General features: G+C 41.7%; 22 protein-coding genes. 10 read left to right on the forward strand and 12 right to left on the reverse strand.

Annotated elements, in window-relative coordinates:
* Positions 1–45: 45 nt before the first annotated feature.
* Together GNIT_RS08335 and add are read left to right on the forward strand one after the other, a co-directional pair.
* On the forward strand, positions 46–681 hold the full coding sequence (locus GNIT_RS08335; protein ID WP_014108738.1) for a response regulator transcription factor: 636 nt from the start codon (positions 46–48) through the stop codon (positions 679–681).
* Between the two features lie 52 nt (positions 682–733).
* Positions 734–1,696: an adenosine deaminase gene (gene add, locus GNIT_RS08340; RefSeq protein WP_014108739.1), complete on the forward strand. Its 963-nt coding sequence runs from the start codon at positions 734–736 to the stop codon at positions 1,694–1,696.
* Between the two features lie 110 nt (positions 1,697–1,806).
* On the opposite strand, the gene fadE is transcribed toward add, so the two are convergent.
* The 4 genes from fadE to purM all read right to left on the reverse strand — a co-directional run bounded on the left by fadE (position 1,807) and on the right by purM (position 6,808).
* Positions 1,807–4,287: an acyl-CoA dehydrogenase FadE gene (gene fadE, locus GNIT_RS08345; RefSeq protein WP_014108740.1), complete on the reverse strand. Its 2,481-nt coding sequence runs from the start codon at positions 4,285–4,287 to the stop codon at positions 1,807–1,809.
* 127 nt (positions 4,288–4,414) lie between these two features.
* Positions 4,415–5,155, reverse strand: coding sequence for a DUF3108 domain-containing protein (locus GNIT_RS08350; RefSeq protein WP_148261702.1), 741 nt, complete (start codon positions 5,153–5,155; stop codon positions 4,415–4,417).
* The gene (gene purN / locus GNIT_RS08355; RefSeq protein WP_014108742.1) at positions 5,115–5,765 is read right to left on the reverse strand and encodes a phosphoribosylglycinamide formyltransferase; all 651 of its coding nucleotides are present in this window, start codon (positions 5,763–5,765) and stop codon (positions 5,115–5,117) included. Before purN ends, GNIT_RS08350 begins: the two co-directional genes overlap by 41 nt.
* Positions 5,765–6,808, reverse strand: coding sequence for a phosphoribosylformylglycinamidine cyclo-ligase (gene purM, locus GNIT_RS08360; RefSeq protein ID WP_014108743.1), 1,044 nt, complete (start codon positions 6,806–6,808; stop codon positions 5,765–5,767). Before purM ends, purN begins: the two co-directional genes overlap by 1 nt.
* A 156-nt stretch (positions 6,809–6,964) precedes the next feature.
* On the opposite strand from purM, the gene GNIT_RS08365 reads away from it, so the two are divergent.
* Together GNIT_RS08365 and hda are read left to right on the forward strand one after the other, a co-directional pair.
* A complete protein-coding gene (locus GNIT_RS08365) occupies positions 6,965–8,029 on the forward strand; it encodes a DUF2066 domain-containing protein (protein ID WP_238526968.1) in 1,065 nt (354 codons plus the stop codon).
* Positions 8,030–8,031: 2 nt separating this feature from the next.
* Complete coding sequence (gene hda, locus GNIT_RS08370; protein WP_014108745.1) at positions 8,032–8,733, forward strand: DnaA regulatory inactivator Hda; 702 nt, start codon at positions 8,032–8,034, stop codon at positions 8,731–8,733.
* A gap of 29 nt (positions 8,734–8,762) precedes the next feature.
* Here the strand turns inward: hda and GNIT_RS08375 are convergent, their stop codons facing one another.
* Genes GNIT_RS08375 through wrbA form a run of 3 tightly spaced genes read right to left on the reverse strand, consistent with a single transcriptional unit; the run spans position 8,763 to position 11,803 of the window.
* On the reverse strand, positions 8,763–10,745 hold the full coding sequence (locus tag GNIT_RS08375; protein WP_083822431.1) for a hypothetical protein: 1,983 nt from the start codon (positions 10,743–10,745) through the stop codon (positions 8,763–8,765).
* Complete coding sequence (locus GNIT_RS08380; RefSeq protein ID WP_014108747.1) at positions 10,738–11,190, reverse strand: DUF2069 domain-containing protein; 453 nt, start codon at positions 11,188–11,190, stop codon at positions 10,738–10,740. Before GNIT_RS08380 ends, GNIT_RS08375 begins: the two co-directional genes overlap by 8 nt.
* 1 nt (position 11,191) lies before the next feature.
* Positions 11,192–11,803 (reverse strand): NAD(P)H:quinone oxidoreductase, encoded by a 612-nt coding sequence (gene wrbA / locus GNIT_RS08385; protein WP_014108748.1) that lies wholly within the window; start codon positions 11,801–11,803, stop codon positions 11,192–11,194.
* 265 nt (positions 11,804–12,068) lie between these two features.
* On the opposite strand from wrbA, the gene GNIT_RS08390 reads away from it, so the two are divergent.
* Complete coding sequence (locus tag GNIT_RS08390) at positions 12,069–12,536, forward strand: TlpA family protein disulfide reductase (RefSeq protein WP_014108749.1); 468 nt, start codon at positions 12,069–12,071, stop codon at positions 12,534–12,536.
* Positions 12,537–12,558: 22 nt separating this feature from the next.
* On the opposite strand, the gene bepA is transcribed toward GNIT_RS08390, so the two are convergent.
* Positions 12,559–14,019 (reverse strand): beta-barrel assembly-enhancing protease, encoded by a 1,461-nt coding sequence (gene bepA / locus GNIT_RS08395; RefSeq protein ID WP_014108750.1) that lies wholly within the window; start codon positions 14,017–14,019, stop codon positions 12,559–12,561.
* Between the two features lie 157 nt (positions 14,020–14,176).
* Between bepA and GNIT_RS08400 the strand changes: the two genes are divergently transcribed.
* Positions 14,177–15,265 carry an AI-2E family transporter gene (locus tag GNIT_RS08400; RefSeq protein ID WP_014108751.1) on the forward strand — a complete coding sequence of 363 codons (1,089 nt, stop codon included), beginning with the start codon at positions 14,177–14,179 and terminating at the stop codon, positions 15,263–15,265.
* Between the two features lie 60 nt (positions 15,266–15,325).
* On the opposite strand, the gene bcp is transcribed toward GNIT_RS08400, so the two are convergent.
* Together bcp and GNIT_RS08410 are read right to left on the reverse strand one after the other, a co-directional pair.
* Positions 15,326–15,787, reverse strand: a complete 462-nt coding sequence (gene bcp / locus GNIT_RS08405) for a thioredoxin-dependent thiol peroxidase (protein WP_014108752.1) — start codon at positions 15,785–15,787, stop codon at positions 15,326–15,328.
* Positions 15,765–16,325 (reverse strand): glycine cleavage system transcriptional repressor, encoded by a 561-nt coding sequence (locus GNIT_RS08410; RefSeq protein ID WP_014108753.1) that lies wholly within the window; start codon positions 16,323–16,325, stop codon positions 15,765–15,767. The genes bcp and GNIT_RS08410 overlap by 23 nt, the downstream gene beginning before the upstream one ends.
* Before the next feature lie 181 nt (positions 16,326–16,506).
* Here GNIT_RS08410 and dapA point away from each other — a divergent pair, with 181 nt between their 5' ends.
* The 4 genes from dapA (at position 16,507) to GNIT_RS08430 (ending at position 20,072) form a co-directional block, all read left to right on the forward strand.
* Positions 16,507–17,385 (forward strand): 4-hydroxy-tetrahydrodipicolinate synthase, encoded by an 879-nt coding sequence (gene dapA / locus GNIT_RS08415; protein ID WP_014108754.1) that lies wholly within the window; start codon positions 16,507–16,509, stop codon positions 17,383–17,385.
* Positions 17,386–17,396: 11 nt separating this feature from the next.
* Positions 17,397–18,497, forward strand: a complete 1,101-nt coding sequence (gene bamC, locus GNIT_RS08420; protein WP_014108755.1) for an outer membrane protein assembly factor BamC — start codon at positions 17,397–17,399, stop codon at positions 18,495–18,497.
* Between the two features lie 17 nt (positions 18,498–18,514).
* Entirely contained in the window at positions 18,515–19,225 is a 711-nt protein-coding gene (gene purC, locus GNIT_RS08425; RefSeq protein WP_014108756.1) for a phosphoribosylaminoimidazolesuccinocarboxamide synthase, read from the forward strand.
* Positions 19,226–19,289: 64 nt separating this feature from the next.
* Entirely contained in the window at positions 19,290–20,072 is a 783-nt protein-coding gene (locus tag GNIT_RS08430; protein ID WP_014108757.1) for a DsbC family protein, read from the forward strand.
* A 159-nt stretch (positions 20,073–20,231) separates the two neighbouring features.
* Here GNIT_RS08430 and yfaE read toward each other — a convergent pair whose 3' ends face one another.
* Both yfaE and nrdB read right to left on the reverse strand, forming a co-directional pair.
* Positions 20,232–20,486: a class I ribonucleotide reductase maintenance protein YfaE gene (gene yfaE, locus GNIT_RS17880; RefSeq protein WP_083822481.1), complete on the reverse strand. Its 255-nt coding sequence runs from the start codon at positions 20,484–20,486 to the stop codon at positions 20,232–20,234.
* 19 nt (positions 20,487–20,505) lie between these two features.
* Positions 20,506–21,636 carry a class Ia ribonucleoside-diphosphate reductase subunit beta gene (nrdB, locus tag GNIT_RS08435; protein ID WP_014108759.1) on the reverse strand — a complete coding sequence of 377 codons (1,131 nt, stop codon included), beginning with the start codon at positions 21,634–21,636 and terminating at the stop codon, positions 20,506–20,508.
* Positions 21,637–21,649 lie beyond the last annotated feature (13 nt).

Here is a 21,649-nt window from a genome sequence, read left to right on the forward strand (position 1 = left end):
TTGCTGTAACATACTAATTATAAATAAATAGCTGAGTATAAAACTATGTACAAGTTTTTAATAGCAGATGACCATCCTCTAATGCGCGAAGCTATCAGAGGTGCTCTATCGCACTGTTTTGACAATGTCACGTTTTTAGAATCTGACTCTCTTGACTCAACCATTGCCGTTTTACGTAAAAATCGTAATATTTCTATTATTATATTCGATTTAACAATGCCCGGTTGTGATAATTTTTACGGTTTGCTTCGTGTGAAAGAATTATTTCCTTCTGTTCCGATGGTAGTTCTGTCAGCGAGTGATTCTCCAGAGGTCATCTCTCAGGTGATGGCGTTCGGAGCAGATGGTTTCATCGCAAAAACAACAGGCACTGAAACGATTAAAGAGGCAATAATAACTATTTTAAAAGGCGGAAAGTGGCTGTCCAAAGAAGCCGAAAAGGCAATAGTGAACGTAGACACCAATGCTACAGACATCGCAGACAAATTGAAAACATTGACGCCAAAGCAATTTCAAGTGTTGAAGCTGGTAAAAGATGGCTTAATGAATAAGCAAATAGCGACTACGCTTGATGTCACTGAAGCAACAGTTAAAGCGCATATCGGTGTTGTTTTTAAAAAGTTAGATGTTAAAACAAGAACTCAAATCGTCTTAGCTGTGGAAAAGCTGCAACTGGATTAGTCTGGTTTGTATAGTCATGTTCTTATAAAAGCCCAACCGTTTAGGGTTACCGATGTACAATAAAAACTTCCCCTTAGTTGATTTGCACCGTCATTTGGATGGCAATATTCCTCCTAAACTTATCTGGCAATTAGCCCGAGAACAGTTAATTAATCTTCCATTTACTACGGAATCTGAGCTCGCAGACCATGTTTTTGTTAAGAATAAAACCAGTGATTTACTTTCTTTCCTAAACAAACTTGAATATGGCGTCTCTGTATTAGGCAGCCCTGAGGCATGTTATAGAGTCGCTTTTGAAAATGTTGCTATGGCAAAAGCCGAGGGTATCGATTACACGGAGCTGCGTTTTTCACCTTTCTTCATGGCCAGAGCATTTTCCCTGCCATTGCACGCTGTCGTTGAAGCTGTTGTAGAAGGTGTAAAAGCGGGAAATGCTGCTCACGATACAAACTATCAGTTAATTGGGATCCTTAGTCGAACATTCGGCGTGGAGTCATGTCATTTAGAGCTAGCGTCAATTTTGGCCTATTCAGATCATATTGTTGCCCTCGACTTAGCGGGTGATGAGCTGAATTATCCGGCTCACTTATACATTGAGCACTTTCAAGCAGCGAGAGCGGCTGGTTTGCAGGTTAGCGTGCATGCTGGTGAAGCAGCGGGCCCTGAGAGCGTATGGGAAGCAATCGAACTACTTGGGGCGAAAAGGATAGGGCATGGAGTGGCAGTAGCCCAGGATCAGAAGCTCATTGAGTATATGCTGAAACATGATATTGGTATTGAAAGCTGTTTAACGTCTAACTATCAAACAGGTGCATGGGTGGATACTGCGAATCATCCGATAAAAACATTTTTGGAGCATGGATTGTCGGTGAGTTTAAATACTGACGACCCTGGTATTTCCAATATCGACATTAAGCACGAATATTCTGTTGCTAGCAAAACCGTTAATCTGAATGAAGCGCAGATACAGCAAATTCAACTCAATGGTCAAGCGCAACAGTTTTTAAAAACATAAAAAAAGGACTTCAGAGCGCCTGAAGTCCTTCATATTTAATTTGACCTGTCCTGTTTAGAATACTGTCTCTTGAACAGACTATCCTTTTAACAGATTATCCCTGTAACGGATCACGCAGCCTTAACAGACTTGGTTGCCTTGCGCTTTGTCACAGGCTTTTTGACCTTCTTGCTGGTCGACATCAACAACTCTTGGTTGTCGAAATCATCTACGTTGATGGTTCTCAATCGACCCGCTTCGGCTTCTTTCATCAGTTCGGCCTGTTCACTTGTTATGATACCTTCTTTTAGCGCACGTTCGGCTAAGGCATCAAGATTAGTCATCGGTAATTTTTCTCCTAATTTTTTACATATTTTGTCAAAAATAGGTTCGCATTTAACGATGTTGATTAACGTCTTCTCTAAGTCACCCAGCAAGTTCCCGTCTTCTTGAGTAAGATATTGGCCGTGGCCTAGTCTGTCTCTTGTTGAATTAGGGTGCTGCAGAATGTGCGCTATTTTATGCTCAAGTGCATCAGATGGAGCGCTATAACGCGTACCAAATGGCAATACAAGCAAACGCATTGACACACCGACAACTGGGTTAGGGAAGTTTCTCAAAAAATCATCAAGTGCTTCTTCTAACTTAGATAAACAATCCTGCATTGCCCAATGCACGAAGGGCAGGTCGTCATGATTACGACCTTGCTCGTCAAAGCGCTTCATAACAGCTGAGCCCAAGTATAGATAGCTTAGGATATCACCGAGACGAGCAGATAAACGTTCTCTCCGCTTAAGTGAACCGCCTAACACGCCCATTGAAATATCAGTTAATAACGCTAAGTTTGCACTGTAACCCTGCATACTTCTGTAATACTTCGCTGTTTCGTCTTTAAAGGGCGCAGAGCTTAGACGGCCGCCGCTCAAACTAAACCAAATTGAGCGGAATGTATTGCTAATCGCAAAGCGAATATGACCAAACACAGCATCATCAAAGGCTTCTAACTGTTCTTCTCGATCTTCCATTTGTGACGCATAAATTTCTTTTAATACGTATGGGTGGCAGCGCATTGCACCTTGACCGAATATCATCATGTTGCGGGTCAGAATGTTAGCCCCCTCAACGGTGATTGAAATAGGAACACCTTGATAGGCTCTGCCCAAGTAATTATTTGGACCGAGGCAAATTCCTTTGCCTCCGTGCACGTCCATTGAATCGTTAACGACTTGACGCATTCTTTCTGTTAAATGGTATTTACAGATAGCAGAGATGACGGATGGTTTTTGACCTAAATCAACCCCCGCAGTCGAAAGCGAGGTAACTGCGTCCATCAAATAGGCGTTTCCACCTATACGACCGAGCATCTCTTCAACACCTTCCATTTGCCCAATGGGCATACGGAACTGACGACGTATTCTGGAATAAGCACCCGTTGCTAACGCAAGTGACTTCGCACCGCCGGCTGCTGATGATGGCAGTGTAATGCAGCGTCCAACCGACAAACATTCCATTAGCATGCGCCAGCCTTTACCTGCCATTTCTTTGCCACCAATGATGTAGCTCAATGGCACAAAAATGTCTTCTCCACGAACGGGACCATTATGGAACGGCACGTTGAGTGGGAAGTGACGACGACCAACGTCTAGCCCCTTGGTTTCTCTTGGGATCAAGGCGCAAGTAATGCCTAAGTCTTTAACATCGCCAAGTAGCCCATCTGGGTCTTGCAGTTTGAAAGCTAGACCGATAACCGTCGCGACTGGGGCTAATGTGATGTAACGCTTAGAAAATGTTAAACGCATACCTAACACTTCTTCGCCTTCAAATTCGCCTTTGCAAACAACACCAATGTCGGGTATTGAACCGGCATCAGAGCCAGCTTCCGGACCAGTAAGCGCAAAACAAGGAATTTCGTCGCCTACCGCTAGTCTCGGCAAATAATAATCTTGTTGTTCTTTAGTGCCGTAATGCTGAAGTAGTTCGCCTGGGCCAAGAGAGTTCGGTACGCCGACTGTGCTAGACAATACTGCGCTGACGCCCGCTAACTTCTGCAATACTCGTGACTGTGCATAAGCAGAAAAGGCAAGACCGCCATATTCTTTTTTGATGATCATTGCAAAAAACTTGTTGTCTTTCAGATACTGCCAAACTTCATCCGACATATCTGCATCGACATGGTTAATTTGCCATTCGTCAGCCATACGGCTGACAACTTCGCAAGGTCCGTCAAGAAACGCTTGTTCTTCCGCAGTCAATCGTGGCTGAGAAATAGCGTGAAACTTCTGCCAATCTGGTTTGCCGCTGAAGATATCGCCGTCCCACCAGACCGTACCAGCATCGATCGCTTCTTGTTCCGTGGTCGACATTTCCGGCATTACGCTCTTGTAAAAAGCCAAAAGTTTAGGTGTGATATACCCTTTACGAAATGGCGAATAGGCGAGGGGCACAGCCACGATAGCATATATAATCCAAGCAATAGTGCCGATGCCGCCAGCCGCTGTGCCGACCACCATAGCGACCACAGTCGCAATAAGCGTTGTTTGTGATGATGTTTGTTTATAGGCTGTTACACCATAAACTCCGATAACTATAAGTAACCATAATAATTCGTTCATGTAAGCTCCCGCAGGTCTGACCAGATTGCTAACGTTATTACTTGAAGGTTAAAAGATCAAGTCGATTAGCGCAAAAGAGGACGAGTATCCTCAAAGATTTGTTTACGTAGTATACAATAGAATAGAATTAAAGTTTTTGGTATGTTTTTAAACGGATGTCGCCTTGCTCGTCATCGTCTTTAAATTGTTGAAGACGCACCAACACATAATCAAGACTAGGGGCGAACCATGCGTAGGTTTGTCTTGAGCTGCTGTCGCGATTAACTCTTACCTTTATTGCCTCAATACTTCCATACGGCAGGTTTAATATTTCCTTTTCGAGCGCTTCGATAACGTAAGAGCGCTTTTGCCCACGGTAGTTGAGAAACTTATACTCAAATTCTTTTTCGTCCTGCGCTAATTGTCTTGATATATCGATACGAAACAATTGGTTATCAAACTCACCATCCCAGGGTTGATTATCTTTTTCTCTTAGAACAATAGTCTTTGTTTTTGCATCGAATTTAGCGCTTAATGCCTTGTCTGGCCCTGTTCCCGTGCGTTTAAAATCGTAGGCAATTGGCGTTATTTTGCCGTCACTAAAGGAAAATAAACTTGTCTCGTACCGCCTGTCAGAAAGAAAGTAGCGAGATACTTTAGATGAATACTTGAGCTCGTAGAAGTTGCCGCCTGATGATTTTAAACTGAGCTCAGCACTGCCGATGTTGTTATCATGTCGCCATGCCTCATAGTGAGCAATAAAAGGTGAGGGTAATTCATTTGCTTCTTTTGCAAAGCTCATGCTGGCAGAAACTGCAAACACAATTAGGCTCGTTACCTTCAACATCTTAGTCACTCGCATAGCCACGCTCCGGTAGTTTTTGTCCATCAAAAAATGCTTTCATATTTGTCAGCACAATTCTTTCTTTACACAACCAATTTACCACGAGCGGATAAATTTTATGTTCTTGCACCAACACGCGCTCCGCTAACTCGTCTGCCGTATCATCTTCAAATACGGGTACTTTCGCTTGAAGTATAACAGGACCGCCGTCTACTTCAGGTGTTACGAAATGTACAGAAGTCCCGTGTTCACTGTCTTTGTTATCTATTGCGCGCTGATGCGTGTTGAGTCCGTGGTACTTCGGCAACAAAGATGGGTGAATGTTCAATAATTTACCCAAATATTTCTCAACAAACTCGCCACTCAATACCCGCATGAATCCAGCTAATACAATAACATCAGGCTTAGCATCATCGATTTCTTTAGCTAGCGCGAGGTCAAAAGCGCCTCTGTTTTCAAACGCCTTATGATCAATACAACTCGATGGAATATTTGCTTGAGCGGCTCTCTTAAGCGCAAAAGCCGTTGGCACGTTTGAAATTAATTTTACAACAGTACCTTGTATTGATTCTCTCGAACAGCCATCAATAATCGCCTGCGCGTTTGAACCGTTGCCCGAAACGAGTATTACAATACGCTTTGGAGTAGCAACCATTATGAATTAATTACCACTTGTTCCTGGCCTTCAGTAAGCGACTTTATTTCACCAATGATCCATGCGTTTTCGCCTAAATCGTTGAAGGCTTTTGTGATACGAGCGGCGTCTTGCTCTTCTACCACTAACATCAAACCAACGCCACAATTAAATGTGCGGTACATTTCGTGAGTGGTGACATTTCCCTTTTCTTGTAAAAGAGAAAATATACTCGGCCATTGCCAACTGTTCCCGTCAACAACTGCCTGCATATCTGAAGGTAATACTCGGGGAATGTTTTCCCAGAATCCACCGCCAGTTATATGTGATATTGCGTTAACATTATATTCCTCTAAAATAGCTAGTACAGACTTGACGTAAATTCTAGTTGGCTCAAGTAAATGGTCACTGATGGACTTACCGTCCAATTGAGTGTTCAAATCTAATCCACTCACTTCAATTATTTTTCTTATTAAAGAGTAGCCATTTGAATGCGGGCCTGATGAACCTAATGCAATTAGCTTATTTCCAGCGGCTACTTTTGAACCATCGATAACGTCTTCTGCTTCAACTACGCCAACACAAAAACCGGCAACGTCATAATCTTCACCATCATACATGCCCGGCATTTCAGCAGTTTCACCACCAATTAATGCACAACCAGCCAATTGGCATCCTTCGCCAATACCAGTGACAACCGTTGCTGCGGTATCAACATCTAACTTTCCTGTCGCGTAGTAATCTAAAAAGAATAATGGTTCGGCACCTTGTACAATGAGGTCGTTCACACACATCGCGACAAGATCAATGCCAATACCGTCATGCTTATTTTGGTCCATAGCAAGGCGCAGTTTAGTGCCAACACCGTCTGTTCCAGACACTAGAAGAGGCTGCTTATATTTTGTTGGGATAGAGCAAAGTGCACCAAAACCACCTAAACCACCCTTTACTTCAGGGCGATGCGTTTTTTTGCTTACCGATTTGATTCTTTCAACTAATTGATTCCCTGCATCAATATCTACACCGGCATCTTTATAACTTAGTGGCTTGGTTTGCTCTGTCACACGCTTTCCCCTGAAATTTTTGAAGGCAGAATTTTAGCAGTTCAACGACTGAAAAGGTATCAAAAAACGACGAAGAATAAATATCGGATGCAAAAAAGTGCGAAATATCTCACAATGGCGTCTGAACGCTATAAGGATTTACTAGTTTTGAATAACATGTTTTCTATTTTCTTTGTTTTTACTTTGTGCTTCGCTGTGTCGATGCATAGCCAAGCTGCGCCGATTGAGCACCTCAATGAGGGGCAGATAATTGTTACGGATCAATCAAGTTTTACCCAAAAAAAAGCAGGCAAAAGTGCATTTCAGCAGGTAATTGTTAAGTTAAATGGCGATCCCTCTGTGCTTGAAAATGTTGAAGTAAAACGTGCTGCAACTAATTTTGAGCAATATTTGGTATCAAGCACTTTTGTTCAAAACGGCGACAAGCTCATATACCAAGCTGAATTTAATGAACAAAAGATTGTCGGTTTATTACGCGCCGAAAATCTTAATGTTTGGGGGAAGCGCAGACCATCCGGTTTATTTTGGTTAGCAATTGAAGATGATGTGAACAAAAGCAAATCGCTCGTCACGCAATCAAGTAGCAGTCAATATCTCGACCTTATTCAACAGTCAACTTATGACCGTGGTATCGAATTATTGATGCCAATTGGTGACCTTACAGACTCAATGAACGTAACAGCGCTGGATGTTTGGGGCTTATATTCATCGTCTATATTTAATAAATCAATTCGCTATGGCACCAATTATGTTGTAGGTGCTCGCGTTGGGATCGTTTTTGACGATTTCAGCGCCAGTGAAAAGCTGCAACTTTCTTACTTTATAACAAACGGTCAAACGATAGAAACAAACGAAATCGTTGGAGACACGATTAGTGGATTAATCACAAAGTTTGTCAATGAGTATGCTGCTTATTTAGCGAGCGTGTATTCCATAGGAACAAGCGAAACAGGGATGATTTACTCGGTGACTTTACATATTTCGAATGTAAATACTCTCGCTAAATATCGAAAAGTATTGGATATATTAACGTCGTTAACAGTGACTCAAAAAGTTGAGTTGAAGGCGCAGTCGAAAGATGTTGCTAGTTTTACTTTGACTTCTAATGTTCCTGTTCAGCGTTTAAAAACAATTTTGAAGCTGGAGCAAAATCTACGAGAGCCAGAATACCAGCGAGTAGACTCTGCCGTTGTTATAGACTATGAATGGCGGGGTAACTGAGGTTGCAGCTAAGTCTACCCGTTTCACTGCCTGACGACGAAACTTTCGATTCTTTTCTAATTGCAGATAATGAGTTTACGGTTGCGTATCTGCAGAAGTTTTGTGACCGCAAGACTGATAGCAATAAGGCCATTTGTTATCTGTTCGGAACGATAGGAACTGGGAAGTCACATTTGCTATTCGCTTGCTGTCATGAGGCTAAATTAAACGGTCTGCAAACCGTTTATCTCAATATGCTCGAATTAAGAGAAATGCCGAGTGAGATTATCAATAATGTGGTCGATTATGACCTTATATGTATCGATAATTTGCATGAGATTGCAGAAAACGAGGCTTGGGAAAGAGCTATTTTTGATCTGATTAATCAGGCATCAGAAAGAGAACATCAACCTAGAATTATTATTTCAGCGCAGGCATCGCCACTCACAGTTGGTTTTGGCTTGCCGGATCTGGTGTCAAGGCTCACATGGGGCGCTGTTTTTCAGTTGGCGACGCGCTCAGACGATTTGCTGCGTCGTATTATTCAGTTTCGCTTAGAACATAGAGGGCTCGAAGCCAGCGAAGACTGCATCAAGTTTTTGTTAACACGAGTGGACCGAGAGCTTAGTAACCTAATGTTAATTGTAAATGAATTAGACAAAAAATCACTGCAAGCGAAGCGCAAGCTTACCATTCCATTTATTAAGCAAGCACTCGATTTATAATCACAATTTATCGCTACGATTTATATTTACTATCTCTCTGGTAAAGCGGGTCTTCCAATATGCAGGTTAGTTTCTTCAACCGTCGCTGCTTTTTCTAAGCGGTAGGGAACTTGGATTACACTTTCGGTGCCTACGCTTTCACTTAAGTTAATGTTGTCAAGCCAACTGACATTTCTGCGCAACTGTACTGCTTCAGGCAAAGATGCTTGAAGAGCTTCTATATTTCCTAATTCAGGCAGGATATTGCTGACAGTAAATTGAGCTCTGTCTCGTATGGAAATGTGATTAAAACGATCTCTTTGTCCCCATGTCACCAAAAGATTAGGATTATCCTGAGTGTTTATGATACCGATGTCGGCCGATGCCCCTAAACGATATTGCATCATGAAGCGCTCAAATAGAGTCGCAAAGTCTTCTCGTTCATTGAGATACGAGTAATAAGACGAAGCAATATCAGGAGTGAAAAATGTCTCAATATCGCTGCCAACATACGCTTTTTGAGCGTTGGTTGCGGTTTCACCTGCAAAGCTAACCTGCGCCAATCCCTTCATTTCAGACGAACTGAGTGGAAACGAAGTAATCATGATGTCAGAATTTGTGCCATTGCTCCTGAAAAAACTAAGTGGATCATCAGAATTCGACAGGCCAGCCCAAACATCGTAAGGGAAAAAGTCATTTGCATGACCTAGCTCATGATACATCAACCACGATATATCGGCTTCTAATGCATCAAATGTCCTCGTTTCCCTAGCAGCAGAGGAAAAGCTTTGACCCGGCATATAAGGCGCGTTGTTTTTAACATAACGCCAAAATACTCTAAATTTGAGATCGCCACTAAACCCACTTCTGAAATCGGGAACCTCATTCAGGGTATCTCGCTCTTCTGGTGTTAACCAAAAGTTCCTAGCGTCTAAATATATTGCACCCGTAGCAGCCCAATAGAACGATGGACGGACGTCATAAGAAATAACGATAGCGGTTACACCGCGTAGCAGTTTCAGCATGTCAGGACCTGCCGCAGACTGCTCCAAGTACTGACGAAAACGCTTACCCATCCAGTCGTGTGATACCAGCGTTCTATCGAGTATGTCGTCAATTGTTGGCGCAGTGAACTGCTGTCCGATTAACGGTAAATTACCAAAGGTGCAGGTGCTATTCAGTGTATTTGTATAAACACATGACTCAATCGCGTTTTTGTAGGGTGAATCGGCGTTGAAAGCATGTACATCCTCGCTAGTAATAATATTACTGTTCGGGAAATAAGCTTCGTCAATTATCTGTGTATCGTTTATCGTAATAAAACTAGCATCAATTGAGTTGCTACCATCTGTGAAACTAACGGTGGTTTCAAATTTAATAACCTCGTCTTTAGTTACCGCAGGAGCGTTAAAAAAAGCGCTATTGCCTTGGCTTTGAAAGTCTAATACCGCTGGGCCTGCAACTTGCTTCCAAGTAATGGATGCTGTGCCAATATCGTTGTTAAATGAGTCAACGCGAAGTGATACTTTAGCTCTTTCAGTTACGGTATGATCGAGCCGTAAGTTGGCAACCGTGACATCGCTCTGCTGAGCAGCAAATTCATAGGTAAGCTGTTGCGTGTTTTGTTGCGCTCCTGCGGATGTTGTTACTTCAGCTTGAAGTGCGTAGTTGCCTGCTTCAAGCACATCAAAACCGATGGTTTGAGAATTAGATGCTAATAAGCTTAATGCTGGGCCGCTCAGCTGCTCCCAGCGCACTGATGTTATTTGACTACCATCGTTGCTGGTTAATGCCAAACCATATGAACCATTGGTGGTGAACTCACTATCACCATAAAGAGCAACGTTATTAAAAACAGCAATAGGTTCGATCAATCCAGTGCTTTCTGTTAGAACTGGAGGAGGAAGAGTACCCCGGCCCGGAGTACCACCATCATTTGATGAGCCGCCACCGCAAGCACTTAAAATAAGTGAGCTGCAGCAGATTGCTGTCAACGCTAACCTGTTTTTCCTGATAAAAACGCCTTTACTCATTCGGTTTGCCCTCATACCGTTCTTTTTCTTCATCCATCACTGCTGATAACTTAGGTAAGCCTGTACCTAATTCCTGTCCCCGCAGACGCGCGAAACTGCTACAGCCGACAAACATACTGATCGCGAGCACCAATTCGATAATCGCGTAAAGCATTTGAGTAGGCTCAGCATATATGACCGTAATACTGTGCAAAAAGTACAGCAACACAATAAAACTTGCCCATGCATGGGTGTAAGGTTTTCCTTGCATTATGCCTGGAAGTGGCAATAACAGAGGTAAGATGTAAAAAAGGATTTTAAAAACGAAAGAGTAGTCAGCGGTCATTGGCAAAAAGAAATACCAAACAATCATCCAGGTAACTAGTGCGAGGTGAGAACACAAAGCAAGATATCGCAATTGCTTAACGCGAGAGGACATGGGGATCGTTTTATCAGATTGGCTCATATTATTTTCCTGAATTTGTTTTTAGCTGCTTAGCAATCGTGGCGAGTCGCTTTCCTTGCGATATTGCTATTTCTTCCTCTTCATGACTCAGCTTTGTTTTTTTATCTGCTGCAACAGCAGAGGCGCCATAGGGTGTTCCACCTGTTGTTGTTTTGTGTAATTCCGCAACCGAGTAGGGCACACCCATGAAAATCATACCATGGTGAATTAACGGCATCATCATGCTGATAAGCGTTGTTTCTTGACCTCCATGTAAACTTGAACTAGAGGTAAAAGCACATGCTGGCTTGTCAATTAAACTTCCTTTTAGCCACAGGCCTGAGGTCGTGTCCCAAAAATGCTTCATCGCTCCAGACATATTACCAAAGTGCGTTGGACTGCCGAGTGCTAGTCCATCGCAGTTTGCTAGCTCTTCAAGCGTGACGTAAGGCGCGCCATTTTTTGGCACAGCCAATGCGCTTTCATCAATATTATTACTGACCTCTGGCACAGTCCTTAACAAGGCTTCAACCCCCTCAGATTCAAGTCCTTTCACAATTGATTCTGCTATCTTTTTTGTCAGGCCGTGTTTACTATAATACAACACGAGCACTTGGCATGATGTCTCATTCATTACTTGTTTCTACCTTTTTTTCTTTTTTATTATCTCTGTAGCCACTGGTAAATAACCACCTTGTAGGTGAGATAATTCACTGGCCTGCAAGGGAACTTTTAGATACTCTTCGATGTCTATTTCGAAATTAACGTATTTAGTTATTATTATTTTTTCTGTTATATTTTAAATTTCTGAGATTCTTTCGCATTGATAAATATAGTGATGATTCGCCTGCTTGAATACTCAGAAATAAGAACAGTCTAAAACGAACAAGGAGTGGCGAGTGAAAAAGATTCTACTGTATTTAGTCGTTGGCATCAGCACGCTCGTTCTTGGTGTTACTTATCAATTAAATAGTAAATACGATTTTACTACGCTTGATGGTTCAACTTATCAATTTAAAGAATTAGAAGGTAAGTGGGTTGTCATCAACTATTTTGCAGAGTGGTGTGCGCCTTGCTTGCGAGAGATCCCAGAACTCAACGAGTTTAAAGAGCTTACTGACAACAATCAAAACGCGATTTTATTTGGTGTAAGCTATGACGCAATGCAAGACCACGAACTATCTCTGCTGGCTGAAAAATATAAAATTGCGTTTCCCCTTATTAATAACGTTGAAACCGCTTTACCATTCGATGCTCCAAAATATTTACCCGCAACTTACTTAATACGACCCGATGGGACATTAGCAGGGCAATTGCTTGGTGAACAAAATATTACGAGTCTCACTCAGGCAATCAGTGGCGAATAAACTGTTAACAATGAGCGATTAATTAAAGCCTTTCTAATGTGTCCATCTCATTTCTAAATTGCTCTATCCTCGCTTTAATACGCTGCTTTTCCAAAAAGTCCATGCCGCTCTCGTTATAGGCAAACTGAAGTTCGTCAATGGCTTTAGGGTAGGCTAGTAACAATCCATATCTTTCAGCGCTGGCTTTGTACATTTGTCGCTTTTGTCCTGTCGCGGTATACGCTTCAATCAAGAGTGAATAAGCCAAGAAGTGCTCCGGATTGACTAATAATAGGTCGCGCAGTATCTGAATTGCTTCTGGGTATTGTTTCGCTTGAATCATTGCGTTTGCCAGATTCAACGCAAGGACCGAATTTTTAGGTTTGAATTGCCAAAGTGGCGTCAGCATTTTAACTGCCGCTTTTGGGTTTTGTTGCGCAATTAACACGTCGGTCATTGCATCTAAGTAAAATAAATTTTCTGGGTCTTCATTCAACAAATCAGTCAAAATTTGCGATGCAGATGCATACTGTTCACTTTCAAAATAAGATAACGCTAGACCATATAGCGCCGCTTCTCGAAAAACGTACTTTTTTTCTTGAACCTGATAACCGAAATAATTTATGTTTCGAAGTGGATTGCCTTCGTATCGTGCGATTATCCGTGCCTTAACTAAGCTGAAATTTAAACTGGCAGGTATATTTCGGGTACCATAAGTAGCGGCTCTAGCGCGTGTTTCAGAAATCCTGTTTTCCGGAACTGGGTGAGTTCGTAAAAATTCGAGTTGACTGCTTTGACCGCGAGATTGCTGCGCTAATTTAGAGAAAAAAGCGGGGGCACCAGCAGGATCGAACCCAGCTCTGGCTAGCATTGAGATTCCTATATTATCGGCTTCCTGCTCCATGCTTCTGGTGTAATTAATTCGACCTTGAGCCGCACCTGCATTACCTGCGCTGATTGCTGCGAGCCCGGCTTCAGGGTCTGCCATTGCAATCAGAATACCGCCTATTAGCGATGCTATTTGCAACGGCGCGCTGCGTTTTTGCGCCTGACTGGCGCGAGCAAGGTGGCGTTGTGTAACATGTGCTACTTCGTGTGCGAACACCGAGGCTAACTCGCTCTCTGAATCAGCCTGAGTAATTAAGCCGGAATGAATGCCAACGTGTCCACCAAAAAACGCAAATGCGTTGATAGTAGCGTTGTTAATCATGAAGAATGAAAAGGGGAATTTTGCACTCTCTGCCTCGATTACTAATTTGTTTCCCAGATCCTGAATATATTCATTAATAACGGGATCGTGAACAATCGGAGCTTGTCCCCGCAATTGGCGCATGACAGCCTTTCCGACCTGCACCTCTTTGTCAATCGTTAAGGTGTCAGAAGCAACAACGCCAATTTCCGGCAATTGATTTTTGTTGCTATCGACAGATTGAGCATTGCTAATAAGGGGTAACAATAAACAACTGACGGCGATAAATATTTTTTTAGTTAAATTCATACTCATGTTTTGTTTCTAATTGTCCCTAACGTCACGTTTGATATATACGATACATAGACCGTTATAGCACAATATAGTTTCACTTTATCTGGTTTTAAGTCGAAACAAGGTTTACCATAATTGCAATTAACTAAAAAATCAAAGAGAAGGATAGAGACCCCTTATGTTTGGCGTTTTTGATCGTTGGTATAAACGCAAGTTTTCAGACCCTAATGCAATGATGTTATTGATGTTAATCATTGTTACCACAGTTGTTTTACTTGTGTGGGGCGGTATTTTGATGCCGGTCATTGTCGCTGCTATTATTGCGTATTTATTAGACTGGCCTGTGACTCACTTACACAAGCGCGGCATTAATAGAACTCTAGCCACCTCTATTACACTCATTATCTTCATTCTAATTAGTATACTTATGCTCGTTGGCTTGGTGCCTATCATCAGCAAGCAAAGCGTTAATCTTGTGCAAGAATTACCCCTGATCTGGGATTCAGCGCAAAAGTGGCTTGCTAGCTTGCCCCAGAAGTACCCTGATGTGATTGAAGTTGACTATATCAAAAATACGATGGCGACAGTCAATCAACGTATCGTTGGTATTGGCCAACAAGTTATCAGTATTTCCGTCAGTTCAATAGGCAACGTAGCTGCATTGTTGATTTACATGATACTAGTGCCGCTAATGGTTTTTTTCATGCTAAAAGACAAAGAACTGTTTCTTAAGAGCATTTCAAATATTTTGCCGAATGAGCGTCGTTTGATCACTCAGGTTGGTGAAGAAATGAATTTACAAATCGCTAATTATATTCGCGGAAAAGTCATCGAAATTTTAATTGTGGGTGGAGTAACCTCCGCTGCATTCACATTTATGGATCTACGTTATTCTTTGTTACTTGGAGTACTTGTCGGGTTCTCAGTTTTAATACCCTATATCGGTGCGGCTGTGGTTACGATCCCAGTAGCAATTGTTGCTTTGTTTCAATTCGGACTAACGCCTGAGTTTTGGTATTTGATGTTAGTCTATTCAATTATTCAGGCATTGGATGGTAATTTAATTGTACCTGTCTTGTTTTCTGAAGCCGTTAGTCTACATCCATTGTATATTATTATTGCGGTCCTCGTATTTGGCGGCATGTGGGGATTCTGGGGAGTGTTTTTTGCCATCCCTTTGGCGACTTTAGTGAAAGCCGTCATTACTGCTTGGTCATCGCCAATTCAAGTTGACGTTGCTCCTGAAGCTGGCACGGAAAAAATATAAATCAAAATTTGCAGTAAAAAAAAGACGGTCAACTGACCGTCTTTCTCACTAACACTGACACTATGCCAACAAATCTAAAACCACTTGATGGTGTTCTTTCGTTTTAAATTTATCCAACACGTGACTGATAACACCGCTCTCGTCAATGAGAAAACTCAGTCGATGGATGCCGTCATATTCTTTGCCCATGAATTTTTTCAAACCCCATACGCCAAATGCATCTGCTACGGCATGGTCTTCGTCGCTGAGCAGAGTGAAGTTCAACGATTCTTTTTCAATAAATTTAGGTAGCCTTTTTACGGCGTCAGGGCTAATTCCGAGTACAACGACATTGTGTCTGTCCAATTCGCTCTTGATATCGCGTAAACCCTGAGCTTGAATGGTACAGCCAGGCGTCATTGCCTTAGGGTAAAAATAAACCAATACTTTTTTACCTGAAAAGTCAGATAGCGATACAGCCTCATCAGACTGGTTTTGTAGTGTAAATAGGGGAGCTTTATCACCAGCTTTCAATGTGTTCATTTTCTTCCTTTATTTCGTTGTGCGTTACTTTGCCAGATAAGCCAAGATTACACATCAGTTGTTTTATCTCTTCATCGAAACTAACTAAATCTAATTCTTTCATGGCACTGAGTACCATTTTACATTTTACATTTTCGACATTGGTGGTTTTGTCGATGAAGGTACGCTGTCTAAATGCGCTGACAGAAACTTGTCGCTCTGCAAGAAAGCCAGTTACCTTTTTTATAATGCCTTTAGCATCTTCGCCAGAAAACTCTAAATTGATAAGTTGTTCTAAGTTCTGCTTAGCGTGCCCACTTGTACGTTTTATCATAGACAGCAGATCATGCTGCATGCAAAGGGTAGAAAGCTGTAATTCTAATTTAGTGATAGCTGATTGGGTTCCTTCAACGATCATAGACAGCGAAAAGTCTCTACCATAAATGGCGTGACGACTGTCAAGGATGTTGCAGCATTTGTCGTGCACGCAGGCACTGATTTCACTTAGAATGCCTAACTTGTCCGTACCTAAAATATTAACGATAACCTGTTGCTTCATATCAAAACTGTACTCATAAATAAGAGCGTGGATTTTAGCACAAGAAAAAATTAAGGAACATTGTTGCTTAAAATATGTGCATACACTAAATATTATAAAAAAATGTAATAGCTTAGGCTTTATCTGCTTGTGTTTATTGCCCGTGAACACTAACATGTCGGGCAGATTTAAAGGGGGAATAATGTTTAAAGGAAGTTATGTTGCATTAGTAACACCTATGCTGCCGGATGGTAAGATAGATGTTCCTAGTCTGAAAAGGTTAGTTGAGTTTCATTTGAATAATGGCACGCATGGAATTGTCGCTGTTGGAACAACCGGTGAGTCAGCGACGCTGCCGTTTCAAGAACATATTGATGTGGTTAAATTGATAATTGAATTTGTTGATAAAAAGATACCTGTAATTGCAGGCAGTGGCGCGAATTCGACAGCAGAAGCCATATTTTTGAGTGAACAAATGTCGGGCCTCGGCGTTGACGGATTTTTAAGTGTCGTTCCGTATTACAACAAACCACAACAGGCGGGCATGGTCGCTCATTTTAATGCAATAGCTGACGCAACAGATATTCCTTTGATATTGTACAACGTCCCTGGGCGGACGGTTGCTGACATGCTGCCAGAAACCGTGGCTGAGTTAGCCAAGCATAAGAATATTGTCGGCATTAAAGATGCAACTGGTGACTTATCTCGCTTAGAACAGACAAAAAAGATGGTTGCTGATGATTTTCTATTTTTCAGTGGTGATGACGAATCAGGCTGCAACTTTATGTGTAAGGGTGGAGACGGCGTTATATCTGTAACGGCAAACATCACCCCGAAAATTATGAGCGATATGTGTGAGGCTGCGTTAAGCGGTGACTTCGAGTTATCGCAGCAATTAAATAAACAAGTAATCGATTTACATCGGGTTTTGTTCGTTGAACCAAACCCGGTAATCCCTAAGTGGGCATTATATAAAATGGGTATCATCGATGATGCTTTTTTGCGACTTCCAATGGTTTTACCTGAACTTAATAGCAAAAAAGCAATCGAAGAAGCTCTCAGTGCGTTGAATTTAATTTAGTTAGGTTTTGAATGAAATATAAAGTGGTAGGTTTAGGCCTTGTGGCATTTGCGATAGCTGGATGTGCGGGTAAGGAAGAGCGTGAAATTGCATCAGGAAGTTTTGAGTACTTGGAGGCAGCGCAGCACAAGTCCTTAGATGTACCTGAAGATTTTGATTCCCCAAATTATTCTCAACGATATATCTTGCCTGATGTAGGTGAGAACGCACCGAAAGATTTAAAGGGAAAAAAACTAAAGGTAACACCACCATCACTAATATTACCTCTGGTAGCAGGAACCCATGTTGAAGAAGGGTCAGAGGACGCTAAAGTTCTTTTTGACCAAGTTAATGACAACGAACCTTTGCAGAAAACAGTGTGGGACACGGTATTAACTTATCTTGAAAAAAGCAGCGTGGGCGTTGAGAAATTCGAAAAAGAAAATAACATTTTAGTTACCGATTGGGTTACAGAGATACGTGAAGTACCGTCTAGTTGGTATGACTTTACTGATAACTTAGTGACAGTGAAGAAAAAGTTTAAATTCACTATGACTTTGGCGCCACATGGCAGAACAGCTGCACTTAGAACAGAGCTCGTTGATTATGTAGATGAGCAAGGTCGAGCAGCTTTGGATCAGGTAGACCTTATTAGTAAACGCACAGCTGAATCAAATTTTTTGAATAACGTTATTACCGAATATGACTTTGGAATTCGTCTTGCAAATACCCAACGTATTGCCAAAATACGCCAAGGTTTTAACACCGATATGGGCTTTGATGCCGACGGCAATCCAGCGTTTGTGGTAGATGCTGTGTATGAAAATACGTGGCCTCGCTTGCTGCTTGTTTTGCGTAAAATGGGCTTTGATGTAAAAGATTTAGACCAATCTACAGGGCTTTTGTTCGTTCAATACAACGGTATTGAAAGCTCATGGTGGTCAGGACTTTTTGGCTCTGAAGATAAATTAGACATTGAAAAAAACGAGTACCGTCTGCAGTTAGGTGGGGTTGGCGAAAAAACAACAGTGACTTTCATGGATAATGAAAGCAAGCCGTTTGACGCTAAAAGAATCACAAAAATATTTGCGCCATTTAAAGACTTTATGGGCAATGAAGATTTAGATATTTAGGCTTAGGAATTCTTTGTATGCAAAAACGAGATGAATTATATCGTGGTAAAGCGAAAACAGTTTTTTTAACTGACGAAGCTGACAAGCTGGTTTTATATTTTAGAAATGACACTTCGGCTTTTGACGGAGAAAAAATTGAACAACTTGAGCGTAAAGGCGAAGTTAATAATAAATTTAATCATTTCATCATGCAAAAGCTGGAAGCCGCTGGAATAAAAACGCAGGTAGAGTCGTTGCTTTCAGACACTGAATGTGTTGTAAAAAAACTGAATATGATCCCTGTCGAATGTGTGGTGAGGAACATTGCCGCGGGCTCAATGGTTCGCAGGCTTGGAGTGGAGGAGGGACTTGTTTTAGACCCTCCGACGTTTGAGTTTTTTTTGAAAAATGATGCGCTCCACGATCCAATGGTGAATGATTACCACATAACAGCATTTGGTTGGGCCACACAAGAACAAATCGACGAAATGAAACGCCTGACCTTTGCGGTTAACGACGTCCTAAAACCGTTATTTGAAAAAGGCGGAATGTTACTTGTAGATTACAAATTAGAATTTGGTCTATGTAACGGCGAGTTAATTTTGGGCGACGAGTTTACCCCTGACGGCTGCCGCCTGTGGGATAAGGAAACGCGCAAAAAGTTGGATAAAGACAGATTTAGACAGGGTTTAGGTTCAGTCGTTGAATCGTATATCGAAGTTGCTAAAAGGATTGGCCTCGACCTGTAGCTGCTTCCCAATAATGATTGCCATAAAAGAGTACCTGAAGGTGCTCTTTTTTTAAGGAAAAAATATGATTAGAAAACGTTTATTAGTAATTGCCGCCATCTCAAGTATGTTGAGCAGCGTCACTTATGCGCAGGAGAGTGACCTACAACAAGTAGAGAACAATTTGAAGAGCGTAAATGCACAATTTGCAAATTCTGCAGTTGTCGTAATGCGTGAATTGAGTGATGAAAAGCTGCCCGGTTTATACGAAGTAACCATCGACGGTCAATCGCTTGTGGTTACAAAAGATGGTACAAGAGCAGTTTTAGGAGAGCTGTTTGATCTGCAAAAAATGATCAACCTGACTCGAATAGAAAAGCAGAAAGGACAATTAGTGCTTGTTCAACAAGAGATTGCAAAGCTAAGTGAGAGTGATTTAGTCACTTATCCTGCAAAAGGCAAATCAATAGGCCAACTTTATGTGTTTTCAGATACTACCTGCGGCTACTGCAAGAAACTGCATTTAGAAGTTGAAGATTATCAAAATGCAGGTATTGACGTGAAGTATATTCCGTATCCAAGAAGTCAATTAGTTGATGGTCAACCTGCATTTGAAAATATGAAACAGGTTATGTGTGCTAAAGACAAAACGGAGGCCATGACCAAAATCAAAGCGGGTACTGATAATGGCGAATTTGTGCAAGAAAGCTATAACGCAGCCTGTGTTGAAAGTATCAGAAAAGGACAAATGGCTGGCCGTACTGTTGGATTAGAGGGCACCCCGTTCATGTATTTAACGAAAGGTGCTATTCAGATAATTCCTGGATATCAATCTTCAGAGAATATCATTCCTTTGTTCACCAAATAAATTAATGCGTAATCTACAGGTTTAGCTTAAAACCGTTTATTGAGGATATGGCTCCAGTGTTTACTGGCATTGATGCGATAGCGGTTTTTTTGTATTAATATCTTTATTATCAGGCTTAGTGCGATATTAAGTTGCAATTGCTTAGAGTGCAGCTGGGGTTTAATAAAGTTTTATCTGTATGTCGCTAATGGGTTTGCAACAGCAGGGTAGGATTTCATCATCGTCGATAAATGCGAGTGGGTCCGTAAGGTACTCTACATCGCCTGAAATGAGTTTGGTGCGACACGCTCCGCAATAGCCCTCGCGGCAATGAAAGTGCACGTCAATGTTTTGTTGTTCGAGGTGAGACAACAACGAGTCTTCGTTATTTGAGCAATTAAAAGGGTCCGAGTCGTCGACTCGGACCTGATACATTCCTGATTTTTCTGACACTTTAGAGTTCGAATGCCTCGAAATCATCTGAGGCAACTTCACTGTCAATCTGACCAACGAGGTAGCTACTGATTTCAGTTTCCTGAGGAGCAACCTGCACGTTGTCAGAACTAAGGTAGTTATTCATCCAAGGTAGTGGGTTACTTTTTATATCAAATGGCTGTCCCATGCCAATTGCGGCCATTCTGTGGTTCGCAATGTATTCAACATACTGGCAGAGTATTTCCTCATTCAGTCCTAGCATTGAGCCATTCTTGAATAAGTAGTGTGCCCACTCTTTCTCTTGCTCGACCGCTTTCAAGAAAATAGCTTTTGCTTCTTCTTGGGATTCGGCAGCAATTTCAGCCATTTCCGGATCATCTTTACCTTTTGCCCACAAATTAAGAACGTGCTGGGTAGAGGTTAAGTGAATGTTTTCATCGCGCGCAATCAGGCGAATTATTTTGGAATTACCTTCCATTAATTCACGCTCAGCAAATGCGAACGTACATGCAAAGGAGACATAGAAACGAATAGCCTCAAGTGCGTTAACTGAGTTCATGCATAAGTACAGCAGTTTTTTCAACTCACGCATGTTAATGACGTGAGTCTTGCCGTCAATTACGTACTCACCTTCGCCCTGTGTCTGCCACAACTGTGTGGCATAGATAAGATCGTCATAGTACTTTGAAATATCACTCGCGCGTTTCTTTATTTCTTCGTTTACAACGATGTCATCAAAAATGGCACTTGGGTCAGAAAAAAGATTACGTAAAATGTGCGTGTACGAACGTGAATGAATGGTTTCAAAGAAAGACCACGTTTCGATCCAAGTCTCTAACTCTGGAATTGAAACGATCGGCAAAAACGCAATGTTAGGGCTACGACCTTGAATCGAATCAAGCAAAGTTTGATACTTCAAATTTGACGTGAAAATGTGTTTTTCCGCATCGGAGAGCTTTTGAAAATCCATACGGTCTTTGCTGACGTCCACTTCTTCTGGGCGCCAGAAAAACGATATTTGTTTTTCAATTAGCTTCTCAAAAATGGGATGCTTTTGTTGATCATAACGGGCAACGTTTACCGGGTTACCGAAAAACATAGGCTCAATCATCGTATTGTTGCTTTCTTGATTAAAGGTTGTGTATTTCATTGTTTTATTTTTC

It is taken from the genome of Glaciecola nitratireducens FR1064 (assembly GCF_000226565.1).
GTDB lineage: Bacteria > Pseudomonadota > Gammaproteobacteria > Enterobacterales > Alteromonadaceae > Glaciecola > Glaciecola nitratireducens.

Bases quoted from the DNA above. Each gene is read 5' to 3' on its own strand.
- purC (WP_014108756.1), top strand. From the start codon at position 18,515: ATGCAAAAACGAGATGAATTATATCGTGGTAAAGCGAAAACAGTTTTT.
- GNIT_RS08380 (WP_014108747.1), bottom strand. From the start codon at position 11,190: ATGAGCCAATCTGATAAAACGATCCCCATGTCCTCTCGCGTTAAGCAA.
- add (WP_014108739.1), top strand. From the start codon at position 734: ATGTACAATAAAAACTTCCCCTTAGTTGATTTGCACCGTCATTTGGAT.
- bepA (WP_014108750.1), bottom strand. From the start codon at position 14,019: ATGAGTATGAATTTAACTAAAAAAATATTTATCGCCGTCAGTTGTTTA.
- GNIT_RS08350 (WP_148261702.1), bottom strand. From the start codon at position 5,155: ATGGACAAAAACTACCGGAGCGTGGCTATGCGAGTGACTAAGATGTTG.
- GNIT_RS08375 (WP_083822431.1), bottom strand. From the start codon at position 10,745: ATGAGTAAAGGCGTTTTTATCAGGAAAAACAGGTTAGCGTTGACAGCA.
- nrdB (WP_014108759.1), bottom strand. From the start codon at position 21,636: ATGAAATACACAACCTTTAATCAAGAAAGCAACAATACGATGATTGAG.
- purN (WP_014108742.1), bottom strand. From the start codon at position 5,765: ATGGTTGCTACTCCAAAGCGTATTGTAATACTCGTTTCGGGCAACGGT.
- bamC (WP_014108755.1), top strand. From the start codon at position 17,397: ATGAAATATAAAGTGGTAGGTTTAGGCCTTGTGGCATTTGCGATAGCT.
- wrbA (WP_014108748.1), bottom strand. From the start codon at position 11,803: ATGAATGAGACATCATGCCAAGTGCTCGTGTTGTATTATAGTAAACAC.
- GNIT_RS08365 (WP_238526968.1), top strand. From the start codon at position 6,965: ATGTTTTCTATTTTCTTTGTTTTTACTTTGTGCTTCGCTGTGTCGATG.
- GNIT_RS08430 (WP_014108757.1), top strand. From the start codon at position 19,290: ATGATTAGAAAACGTTTATTAGTAATTGCCGCCATCTCAAGTATGTTG.
- yfaE (WP_083822481.1), bottom strand. From the start codon at position 20,486: ATGTATCAGGTCCGAGTCGACGACTCGGACCCTTTTAATTGCTCAAAT.
- GNIT_RS08335 (WP_014108738.1), top strand. From the start codon at position 46: ATGTACAAGTTTTTAATAGCAGATGACCATCCTCTAATGCGCGAAGCT.
- dapA (WP_014108754.1), top strand. From the start codon at position 16,507: ATGTTTAAAGGAAGTTATGTTGCATTAGTAACACCTATGCTGCCGGAT.
- fadE (WP_014108740.1), bottom strand. From the start codon at position 4,287: ATGAACGAATTATTATGGTTACTTATAGTTATCGGAGTTTATGGTGTA.
- GNIT_RS08400 (WP_014108751.1), top strand. From the start codon at position 14,177: ATGTTTGGCGTTTTTGATCGTTGGTATAAACGCAAGTTTTCAGACCCT.
- bcp (WP_014108752.1), bottom strand. From the start codon at position 15,787: ATGAACACATTGAAAGCTGGTGATAAAGCTCCCCTATTTACACTACAA.
- GNIT_RS08410 (WP_014108753.1), bottom strand. From the start codon at position 16,325: ATGAAGCAACAGGTTATCGTTAATATTTTAGGTACGGACAAGTTAGGC.